The organism is Cellulomonas sp. IC4_254 (assembly GCF_011603975.1).
Classification (GTDB): domain Bacteria; phylum Actinomycetota; class Actinomycetes; order Actinomycetales; family Cellulomonadaceae; genus Cellulomonas.
This window is the reverse complement of the sequence record NZ_JAANNB010000012.1, coordinates 25,408-35,662: the sequence shown is the minus strand read 5'-3', so window position 1 is coordinate 35,662 and position 10,255 is coordinate 25,408. Positions and strand designations below refer to the sequence as shown.

The following is a 10,255-nucleotide window of genomic DNA, read 5'->3' as shown; positions in this document are numbered from 1 at the left end:
ACGGCCACCCGCGTGTCGCGGCCGCGCGCGGCGGGCAGGGCGGCGTCCGCCCGGGTCACCAGCGCGTCGGCGGTGGCCGGCCGTCCGCCCGCCACGGCCACGCCGACCACCGGCTGCACGGTGAGGTCGAGCCCGCCGACCGCCAGCGGCGGGGTCAGCCGGCCGACCAGCCGCGTCGCCGCGCGCTCCGCCTCGGGCACGTCGGCGACGTCCAGCCCGACCGCGAACACGTCCCGCGCGAGCCGGGCCGGGGTCCGGCCGTCCTCGGCCTCGCGGGCGACGACGGTGCCGACCGCGAGCAGCAGGTCGTCCGCCACGGCGTGCCCGAGCGTCTGCGCGACGTCGCGGTAGCCGTCGAGCGCCACCAGCAGGACCGCTGGGACGCTGCCCGCGGAGGCGTCGTCGGGCGCCGCCTCCAGCCGGCGCGCCAGCCCGGTCGCGTTCGCGAGCCCGGTCAGGTGGTCGGTCACGGCCAGGTGCTCGAGGTGCCGGTGCTGGCGCCGCATGGCCCGCAGCAGGCCGCCGAACCGGAGCAGGAACGCGGAGATCACCACCGTGGCGGCGGTGCACACCTCCGACAGGTGCACCGGGCCGCCCCGGAACGCCTCCACCGCGAGCGTGCCCGGCAGCACGCACACCGACGCGCCGAGCAGCACCAGGTAGCCGGTGCTGAGGTCGCCGTCGGCGCGCGGGGGCGCGGCCCGGCCGGCGGACGCGTGCCGGGCGGCGCACGCCAGGAGCACGTACCCGGACAGCCACAGGGAGTCGAGCAGGTGCACGCGCGCGTCCAGCGCGGGCCAGCCCGGGGCCAGGAGGAACAGCTCGTCCGCGACCAGGATGGCCAGCACGCCCCACGTGGTCAGCCGGAGGGCGCGGGGCTGGTCGCCGGTGGCCGTGGAGGCGCGCGCGAGGAGCAGGAGCAGCAGCGCGTCGCCGGCGGGGTAGGCCGCGCCGACGGCCGTCCCCAGCGGGTCGGCGGGCCAGCCGGAGAGGGTCGGCTCGAGGACCAGCAGCCACAGGACCAGCAGCGGGCCGCTCGTCACCAGCAGCGCGTCGAGCAGCCAGGTCGGCCGTCGGCCCCGGGGCGCGGGGAACGCCCGGACCAGCCCCGCGGCCAGCAAGGGGTAGGACGCGACGTACGCCACGTCGGCCACGGACGGGAACGGCTCGACCCCGAGCCCGCGCTCCAGCAGCGTCCACACCGCGTCGCCCAGGACCCAGGCGGCGAGCCCGAGCGCCAGCAGCCGCCACGCGCGCCGCTGCGGGCCCGGGATCCGGCCCGCCGCCCGGTGGGTCCGCACCGCGCACACGGCGCCGACGGCCACGTACAGCAGGTCCCGCAGGGTGCCCGCGGGCAGCAGGGCGTGGAGCGCGAGCGCGGCGACGGCGACCGCGAGCGGGGGGACGGGGACTCGCTGCAGCACGGTTGCTTGATCGGCACCCGGCGGTCCTGCTTGACCCGTCAGGCGGGTGGTCTCGGCAGGCCGCGCCCGCGCTGCAGGTCACGGGTCCTGTGGGTAGGGTCACGCCGGGGGTGAGGCATGGGCGAGACCGCACGGGACGACGTCGACGAGGCACGACGCGTCGCCGCGCTGCGCGAGCTGGACGTGCTCGACACGCCCTCGGAGGAGCGGTTCGACCGCGTGACCCGGCTGGCCCAGCAGCTGTTCGACGTCCAGATGGCGTTCGTCTCCCTGGTGGACGCCGACCGGCTGTTCCTCAAGTCGCGGCAGGGCACCGCGGCCCGCGAGACGCCCCGCGACGGGATGTTCTGCGCCGTCGCCATCGAGCAGCCGACGACCCTCGTCGTCCGGGACGCGGCGCGCGACCCGCGGTTCACCGCGGCCCCGTTCGTGACCGGCGAGCCGCACATCCGGTTCTACGCGGGGCGCCCCCTGGCGACCGCAGGCGGCGAGCGCGTCGGCACGCTGTGCCTGATGGACCGCCGGCCCCGGGAGTTCACCGCCGAGGACGAGGCGCTGCTGTCCGACCTCGCGGCCTGGGTGGAGAAGGAGCTCTCCGCCGACGCCGAGCTCGGCCGGGCCGCGGAGGTCCAGCGCGGGCTGCTGCCGACGACCGCCCCCGAGGTCCCGGGGTGGGACCTCGCCGGCGCCTGCCTGCCCGCGCGCGGGGTCGGCGGCGACTTCTACGACTGGCAGGTCGCCCCGGGCCGCCTGCTGCTCACCCTGGCCGACGTCATGGACCGCGGGCTGGGCGCGGCGATCATCGCCGCGACCGTCCGGTCGGTGCTGCGCGGCGTCGGCCGGCACGAGGACGTCGCGGCTGCGGTGGCGCTCGCGGAGCAGGTGCTCGAGCCCGACCTGGACCGCGCCGGGGCGTTCGTCACCGCGTTCCACGCCGCGCTCGACCCGGCGACCGGGGTGCTGCGGTACACCGACGCGGGCCACGGGCTCGCGGTGGTGCGCTCGGCCGACGGCACGCTGCGGAGGCTGCCCGCGCAGGGCCCGCCGCTCGGCGTCGTCGTGGGGGAGCCGCGCGCCGCCGCGGAGGTCGCGCTGGCCCCGGGCGACACCCTGGCCGTCGTCAGCGACGGCCTGCTCGAGCGCGGCGACCGGGCGCTGGACCCGGAGGACGTGCTGGCGGCACCGCTCGGTGCCGCCACGTCGGCGGCGGACGCCGTGGCCCGCGTGCTCGCGGCCGCCGGCACCGCCACGGACCGCCCCGACGACGTGACCGTCGTGGTGCTGCGGAGGGAGAACGGATGAGGCAGCAGCTCGTGCTGCGGGTCGTCGTGGTGCTCACGCTCGTGCTGGGCGTGAACTACATCGCCTGGCGCTGGCTCGACTCGGTCAACTGGTCGGCGTGGTGGATCGCCGTGCCGCTGGTGATCGCGGAGACCTACTCGCTGATCGACGTCGCGCTGTTCGGCATGACGATGTGGAAGGCGCGGCGGCGGGACGACCCGCCCGCGCCCGCCCCGGGCCTCACGGTCGACGTGTTCGTCACCACGTACAACGAGCCCGTCGAGCTCGTGATGCGGACCGCCGAGGCCGCGCGCGACATCAGCTACCCGCACCGGACCTGGGTGCTCGACGACGGCTCCCGGCCCGACCTGGCCGCCGCCGCGCGCGCCGCGGGCGTCGGGTACATCGAGCGCTCCGAGGACTGGACCGACCGGCCGCGGCACGCCAAGGCGGGCAACCTGAACAACGCCCTGTTCCAGACCGACGGCGAGTTCCTGCTGATCCTGGACGCGGACCAGATCCCCGAGCCGGAGATCCTCGACCGCGTGCTCGGGCACTTCGACGACCCCGCGGTGGCGCTCGTGCAGACGCCCCAGTTCTTCACCAACGTCACGTCCGCCGACCCGCTCGGCAGCCAGGCGCCGCTGTTCTACGGCCCGATCCAGCAGGGCAAGGACGGCTGGAACGCCGCGTTCTTCTGCGGCTCCAACGCGGTGCTGCGCCGGGACGCGCTCATGCAGCTCGGCCTGGTCGGCTACGTGCGGGAGACCGAGCGCTCGGTCCGCGAGGCCCTGCACGCGTCCCGCCGGCTGCTCGACCGCGCCCAGCGCGACGCCCCGGACGCCGTCCAGGCGGCGGTGCTGCACGAGGTGCAGGAGGCCGCCGCGCGGGCGCTCGGCTCGCTCGACGCCGGCGAGCCGCTGTCCGACGTCACGTACGGCTTCCAGCGGGAGGTCGACGCCATCTCCGCCCAGGTCGTGGCCCGGGACGTCGCGAGCATCCAGGAGGACCTCGCCGCGATCGCCGCGCTGCCGATCGCGCGGGACGACGAGATCGGCGCCGTCGTGGTCGACGAGCCCGCGCTCGCCCGGCTCGCGGACCGCGAGTGGTCGCCGCTCGGCGCGATCGAGTCGGTGCAGGCCCTGGTGCGGGCGGTCGACGTCGACCGCGGTTCGGAGGCGCAGGCGGTCATGCCCGTCGCCACGCTGTCGGTCACCGAGGACATGGCGACGGCCATGCGGCTGCACTCGCTCGGCTGGAAGACCGTCTACCACCACGAGAGCCTGGCGCACGGGCTCGCGCCCGAGGACCTGGGCACGATGATGACCCAGCGGCTGCGCTGGGCGCAGGGCACCATGCAGGTGATGCTCAAGGAGAACCCGCTGGGTGTCCGGGGCCTCACGGTCGGCCAGCGGCTCATGTACTTCGCGACCATGTGGTCCTACCTGTCCGGCTTCGCCGCGCTGGTGTACCTGGCCGCGCCGATCATCTTCCTGTGCTTCGGCGTGCTGCCGGTGACCGCCTGGACGGTGGACTTCTTCGCGCGGTTCATCCCGTTCTTCCTGGCGAGCCAGCTGCTGTTCGTGGTGGCGGCGCGGGGCGTGAAGACCTGGCGCGGGCAGCAGTACGCGCTCGCCCTGTTCCCGGTGTGGATCAAGGCCGTCTGGACCGCCGTCGCGAACGTGTGGTTCGGCCGGCCGCTCGGCTTCGCCGTGACCCCCAAGGTCCGGCCGGACGGCACGCCCAGCCAGTGGCGGCTCGTCTGGCCGCAGCTGCTGGCCATGGTGCTGCTGGTGGTCGCGGCCGTCATCGGGATCGTCCGGGCCTCGCTCGGGCTGTCCCTGTGGGTGGGCACGACCGTGAACCTGCTGTGGGTGGGGTACGACCTGGTGGTGCTCAGCGTGGTGGTGCAGGCGCTGCGCTACCGCGGGTTCACCGGCCCGGAGGCGAGCCCGCCGTCCAGCGCGCGGCGCCGGGGCATCGCATGACGACGACGACGAGGAGGACCCGATGGAGCTGACGACCGACCGGAGCGAGGGCACGGCGGTGCTGCGCGTGCAGGGGCGGCTGACCATGGCCGCCGCGGGTGAGCTCAAGGCCGCCGTGGACCGCGAGGTGGCGGACGGGCGCACGCTCGTCGTCGTCGACCTGAGCGGCACGGCGTTCCTGGACTCGTCCGGGCTGGGCGCCCTGGTCGGCGGCCTGCGCAGCGCGCGTGCCGCCGGGGGCGACCTGCGGATCGCGGGCGTCGGGCAGCAGGTCCGGACGGTCCTCGAGCTCACCACGATGGACCGCGTGCTCCGCCCGTACGCGACGGTCGAGGAGGCGGTCGGTGCCGGGCGCTGACGGGGCCGCGGAGCTCCGCGTCGACGGCCCCGCGGAGCCCGCCTGGCTCGACGAGGTGCACGACGGCCTGGCGCGCCTGTGGGAGGCCGCGCCCGAGGTGCCGGACCTCGACCGGCTGCGGTTCGAGACCGCGGTGATCGAGATCGCGACCAACGTCGTGCGGCACACCGTCCCGGTCGGCGACGGCCCGGTGCGGGCGAGCGTCCTGCTGCGGGCCGACCGGGGCCGGCTCGAGGCCGAGCTCACCGACGACGGCGCGCCCGTCCGGGTCGACCTCGACCCGGGCCCGGTGGACGACTTCGCCGAGAGCGGGCGGGGGATCGCCCTGGTGCTCCGGGCGGTCGACAGCCTGAGCCTGGCGCGGGAGGGCGACCGGAACACCTGGCGGCTGGCCCGCGACGCGTCGGCGTGACGTACGGTCGTGCCGATGGCTCCTGACACCCTGCACCTGGAAGACGACCGCGTCGCCGCCCTGCACCGCCTCGGCGTGCTCGACACGCCCCCGGAGGACCGGTTCGACCGCGTGGTCCGGCTCGCCCGGCAGCTGTTCGGCGTCTCGACCGCGATCGTCTCGCTCGTCGACCGCCAGGTCGTCGTGCACAAGGCGATGGCGGGCTTCGACGAGCCGGTCGTGCCCCGCGAGGACTCGTTCTGCGGCACGACCGTGCTGGAGGACCGGATGCTCGTCGTGCCCGACGCGGCCGAGGACGAGCGGTTCCGGGACAAGCCGTTCGTCGTGGGCGAGGGCGGCCTCCGGTTCTACGCCGGCCAGCCGCTCGTCGCCCCCGGCGGCTACCGCGTCGGCACGCTGTGCATCGCCGACCAGCGGCCCCGCCAGTTCGACGCGGACAGCGCCGCCCTGCTGCGCGACCTCGCCGCCTGGGTCGAGAAGGAGCTCGTCATCGACTCCGAGCTCGAGCGCGCGGCCCAGGTGCAGGCCGGGCTGCTGCCCCGGTCCGCGCCGGTGGTGCCGGGGTACGAGGTCGCGGGCGCGTGCCTGCCGAGCCGGGCCGTGGGCGGCGACTTCTACGACTGGTCGGCGACGGACGGCGGCGTCGTGCTGAGCCTGGTCGACGTCATGGGCAAGGGCGCCGGCGCCGGGATCATGGCCGCCTCGATCCGCGCCGTGCTCCGCGGCTCCGCCCACGGGGCCGACGTCGCGCAGTCCCTGCTGTACGCGGGCGCGATCCTGCACTCCGACCTGTCCGGCGCCGGGGTGTTCGCCACGGCGTTCCACGCCGCGCTCGACGCGGCGTCCGGGGACGTCCGCTACGCCGACGCCGGCCACGGCCTCACCGTCGTCGTCCGCGCCGACGGCACCGACGAGCGGCTGCCCGCGACCGGCCTCCCGCTCGGGGTGCTGGACGAGGAGGCGCGCGAGCAGCGCACGGTGCACCTCGGGCCGGGGGACCTGCTGGTGACCTTCTCGGACGGCCTGCTCGACCTGGTCGACGGCACGCTCGCGGGGGTGCGGCCGGTCGTCGAGGCGGTGCGCGGCGTCGGGTCGGCGGACGCCGCCGTGGACGCGGTGCTGCGGCTCGCGGCCGGCGCGGCGGAGCGGCCGGACGACATCACGGTCGTGGCGGTCCGCCGGGCGGGCTGACCCGCGTCGCCTCGGCCGCGCCGCCTCAGGCGCGCGGCGGGACGGCGTGCAGCACGACGTCGTGCAGCGCGCCGCCCTCGGCCCGGGCGGTCAGGTAGGTCCCGGCCGGCTGCCGGCGCCGGTCCGTCGGCGACCCGGGGTTGAGCAGCCGCAGGCCGCCGGGGGCGACCGTGTCCCACGGGATGTGGCTGTGGCCGAACACCAGCACGTCCGTGCCCGGGTACGCCGCCGCGCAGCGCGCCTCCCGGCCGGCGGCCTGCCCGGTCTCGTGCACCACCGCGAACCGCAGCCCGCCGAGGTCGACGCGGGCGACCTCGGGCAGCCGCGTACGCAGGTCGGGCCCGTCGTTGTTGCCCCAGCAGCCGACCAGGCGCCGGGCGCGGGCCTCCAGCGCGTCGAGCAGCGCCACGTCGACCCAGTCGCCCGCGTGCAGCACGACGTCCGCCGCGTCGACGGCGTCCCAGACCACCGGGGGCAGGTCCCGAGCCCGGCGCGGGACGTGGGTGTCGGCGAGGAGCAGCAGGTGCACGGGGGGCCTCCGGGAGAGCGGGCGGGGGGCGCGTCAGGCGGCCCGGCGCAGGGTGACCACCGTCAGGTCGTCCTCGGGGTGCCGGGGGTCGACCAGCGACAGCACGGCGTCGGCGGCCTGCTCGGCGGTGCGGGTGCCGCGGACCACGCGGCCCACCTGGTCGAGGTCGCCCAGCGAGCCGCCGAGCGCGTCGAGCACGCCGTCGGAGAAGGTCACCAGCAGCTCCCCGGGGCCGAGGCGGGCGCGGGCCGTGACGCGGTCCGGGCCGGGCGCGATCCCGAGCGGCAGCCCGGTGGCCGACAGCCGCCGCGTGCTGCCGTCCTCGCCGACGATCAGCGACAGCCCGTGGCCCGCGTCGGTGTACGACACCTGGCCGTCCGCCGCGTCCACGTAGGCGCGGAACATCGTGACGAAGGCGCCGGCGTTCGCGAGGTCGGCGGTCATCGCCCGCTCCGTCGCGTCCAGCGTGCCGGCCACGTCGTGCAGCTCGCCCTGCGCGTGCAGCACCGAGCGGGTGGTCGCGGCCAGGATCGCCGCCGCGGGGCCCTTGCCCATCACGTCGGCGAGCGTCAGCACCAGGCCGTCGGCCACCTGCTGCCAGTCGTAGAAGTCCCCGCCGACCGAGCCCGCGGGCACGAACCGCGCCGCGAGGTCCAGCCCCGGCACGTCCAGCGCCCGCGACGGCAGCAGGCTCGCCTGCACCTGGGCGGCGCGGCGCAGCTCGGTGCGCTCGGCCGTGACGTCGCGGAGCACCGTCACGGCGCCGCCGCCCGCCGCGGCCGGCAGGGGCGAGGCCGAGAACGTCACGATCCGCGGGTCCGTCGCGCCGGGCACCCGCACCAGGAGGTCGGCGTCGCGCACCTGCTCGCCGGCGAGCGCCCGCCGGAACGGCAGCTCCGCCTCCGGCACCGGCGTGCCGTCCAGCCGGGCCAGGTGCGCCAGGTCGGAGTCGCCCTCGGCGTCGGGCGCGGTGCGGCCGGTGAGCAGCAGGCCCGCCGTGGGGTTGCGCACCACCACCCGGCCGGTCGCGTCCACCACCCGCACGCCCTCGGACATCGTGTCGACGACCGTCGCCAGCAGCGTCGCCTGCTCCTGGGCGCGGTCCCGGGCGGTCTGCAGGTCCGCGACCAGCCGCAGCCGCTCGTCCCGGGCGATCGCGAGCGCCAGGCCGATCACGGCGACCAGGCCCACGTACAGCTGGGCGATCGCGACCTGGGCGGTCGGGTCGGGCAGCTCCGCGAACGGCCCCGACCCCGCGAGGGTCAGCTGGATCGCGACGCCCCCGCAGAGGGTCGTGTGCAGGACGACCGAGCGGGTGGGCAGCCGCGACCCCGCCCACACGGTCAGGCCGATCAGCGGGAAGACGACCGCGAGCCAGTCGACCTGGACGAACCACACGACGTAGAGCAGCGGGGCGAGCAGCAGCGCGGCAAGGTAGTCCGCGCCCCTGCCCTCCGTCCACCACTCGATGCGCTCGTGGGCGGAGTGCCGCGTCGACCGGCGGTGCAGCCAGGCGCCGAGGGTGAAGCCCAGGGTGCCGATGCCGATGATCGCGACGGTGTTCCGCGCGCACCACAGCAGCGACGTGCGCCAGGACCACGGCTCGCCGCCGACGACCACCGCCAGCTCGAGCAGCGGTGCGGACACCACCGAGCTCAGCGCGGCGCCCAGCACCAGCCACCACAGGTCCTGGACCCGGCGCAGCTGCTGCGTGCCGCGCGCGGCCCACACGTGCGGCGCGCGCCGGGCGACCACCCACGCGCACACCACGGACTGCACGGTGGCGGCGAGCGCCCCGATCACCGCCGTCGTGACCGACGCGCCGGTCGCGGCGACCACGACGCCGGTGGACACGGTCAGCACCAGCGGGTCCAGCCAGGGCCACGGTCGGCGCGCACGCACGACGAGCCACAGGAACGCGACCCCGGCGGCCGGCCAGACGAGGCTCACCTCGGCGTCCGGCACCCGCGTGGACCGGCCGAGCAGGCAGGCGGCGGCGTTGAGGAGCGCGAACAGCAGGACGAGGCGGAGGTCGCCCGCGCTCGGCCGGCGGCGGGCGCGGGGGAGCCGCGGTGCCGCGGGCTCGCGCATGCCGGTCCCTGCGCCGGCCTGCGGCTCCGTCGTCACGCGCCCTCCCCGGGTGTCGTCGGTCCTCGACCTGCAGGCTACGGGGCCGCGGGCGGTGGCGCCCGCGACCGGGGCGTCGCCGGCCGGGTCGGCGGCCCGGCGCGCGGCAGGCGGGTGAGCGGCCGGCGCGCGCCGGCGCCCCGGTCACCCGCTCCCGGCGGGACCATCGTCCCGCCGATGCCGTAGCGTCGGCGCCGTGGACCCGTCCGTGCAGCGTGCGCTCGTCGTGGGGCGCCTGCTCGGCGTCGCGGCGACCGTGCTCGCGCTCGGGTCCGGCGCGCACGTCCTCGGCGGCGGCCACGCCCCGTCCGCGTCCGCGCTGGCCCTGATCGGCGCGCTGGTCCTCGTCGGCTCGGCGGCCCTCGCGCGCCGGCCCCTGACCGTCCGGGTGCTGCTGCCCGTCGCGGTGGCGGGCCAGCTGGGCGTGCACGCGGCCCTCACCTGGCTCGCGCCGGCCGGCGCCGCCGCGGTCGCCGGTGGCGCCCACGCGGGGCACGGGGTGGTCCTGCCGGTCGGCGGGTCGACCGCCTTGGCGGGGACCGCCGCCGCGCCGGGCGGCCTCGGTGCCGCGGCGGTCGCCGAGCCGCACGGCACCGGCGGGCTCATGCTCGCCGCGCACGCCGCGGCGATGGCGGCCACGGTGCTGCTGCTCGTCGCGACCGACCGCGGCGTCCTCGCGCTGGCCCGCCGCTGGGCCGCGCTGCTGCCGGTGCTCGCCGACGCCCTGCCGGGACCGGTGACGCCGCCGCGGGGTCCCGTCGCGCCGGTCGTCGCCGCGCCGCGCCCGCTCCCGGCGCTGGGCGGCGGGGTGCCGCGGCGCGGGCCGCCCGGGGTGCTCCGCCCCCGCGTGGCCTGAGCCCCGCACGCCGTTCGGCGGCGGGGCCCTGGGCCGCGCCGTCCTCGCGCGCCCCGCCGCGGCACCGCCCGGCGGCCCGGTCGCGCGCG

The 10,255-nt window shown here is 77.4% G+C and carries 9 protein-coding genes; 6 read left to right on the top strand and 3 right to left on the bottom strand.

The features are described 5' to 3' along the window. A partial coding sequence (locus tag G6556_RS02625) for a GGDEF domain-containing protein (RefSeq protein ID WP_166938363.1) occupies positions 1-1,424 on the bottom strand: 1,424 nt, incomplete at its 3' end. Between the two features lie 117 nt (positions 1,425-1,541). On the opposite strand from G6556_RS02625, the gene G6556_RS02620 reads away from it, so the two are divergent. From G6556_RS02620 to G6556_RS02600, 5 genes are read left to right on the top strand one after another with little or no spacing between them, the layout of a single operon-like run. Then, positions 1,542-2,726, top strand: coding sequence for a SpoIIE family protein phosphatase (locus tag G6556_RS02620; protein WP_166938361.1), 1,185 nt, complete (start codon positions 1,542-1,544; stop codon positions 2,724-2,726). Then, a complete protein-coding gene (locus tag G6556_RS02615) occupies positions 2,723-4,693 on the top strand; it encodes a glycosyltransferase family 2 protein (RefSeq protein ID WP_166938359.1) in 1,971 nt (656 codons plus the stop codon). Before G6556_RS02620 ends, G6556_RS02615 begins: the two co-directional genes overlap by 4 nt. Before the next feature lie 22 nt (positions 4,694-4,715). Further along, complete coding sequence (locus tag G6556_RS02610) at positions 4,716-5,051, top strand: STAS domain-containing protein (RefSeq protein ID WP_166938357.1); 336 nt, start codon at positions 4,716-4,718, stop codon at positions 5,049-5,051. Next, entirely contained in the window at positions 5,038-5,463 is a 426-nt protein-coding gene (locus G6556_RS02605) for an ATP-binding protein (RefSeq protein WP_166938355.1), read from the top strand. The genes G6556_RS02610 and G6556_RS02605 overlap by 14 nt, the downstream gene beginning before the upstream one ends. 15 nt (positions 5,464-5,478) lie before the next feature. Next, on the top strand, positions 5,479-6,654 hold the full coding sequence (locus G6556_RS02600; protein WP_166938353.1) for a SpoIIE family protein phosphatase: 1,176 nt from the start codon (positions 5,479-5,481) through the stop codon (positions 6,652-6,654). Positions 6,655-6,679: 25 nt separating this feature from the next. Here G6556_RS02600 and G6556_RS02595 read toward each other — a convergent pair whose 3' ends face one another. Together G6556_RS02595 and G6556_RS02590 are read right to left on the bottom strand one after the other, a co-directional pair. Then, the gene (locus G6556_RS02595) at positions 6,680-7,183 is read right to left on the bottom strand and encodes a metallophosphoesterase (protein ID WP_166938351.1); all 504 of its coding nucleotides are present in this window, start codon (positions 7,181-7,183) and stop codon (positions 6,680-6,682) included. 33 nt (positions 7,184-7,216) lie between these two features. Then, positions 7,217-9,310 carry a SpoIIE family protein phosphatase gene (locus tag G6556_RS02590; RefSeq protein ID WP_166938349.1) on the bottom strand — a complete coding sequence of 698 codons (2,094 nt, stop codon included), beginning with the start codon at positions 9,308-9,310 and terminating at the stop codon, positions 7,217-7,219. A 196-nt stretch (positions 9,311-9,506) separates the two neighbouring features. On the opposite strand from G6556_RS02590, the gene G6556_RS02585 reads away from it, so the two are divergent. Continuing rightward, entirely contained in the window at positions 9,507-10,166 is a 660-nt protein-coding gene (locus G6556_RS02585) for a hypothetical protein (RefSeq protein WP_166938347.1), read from the top strand. The last annotated feature ends 89 nt before the right edge of the window (positions 10,167-10,255 follow it).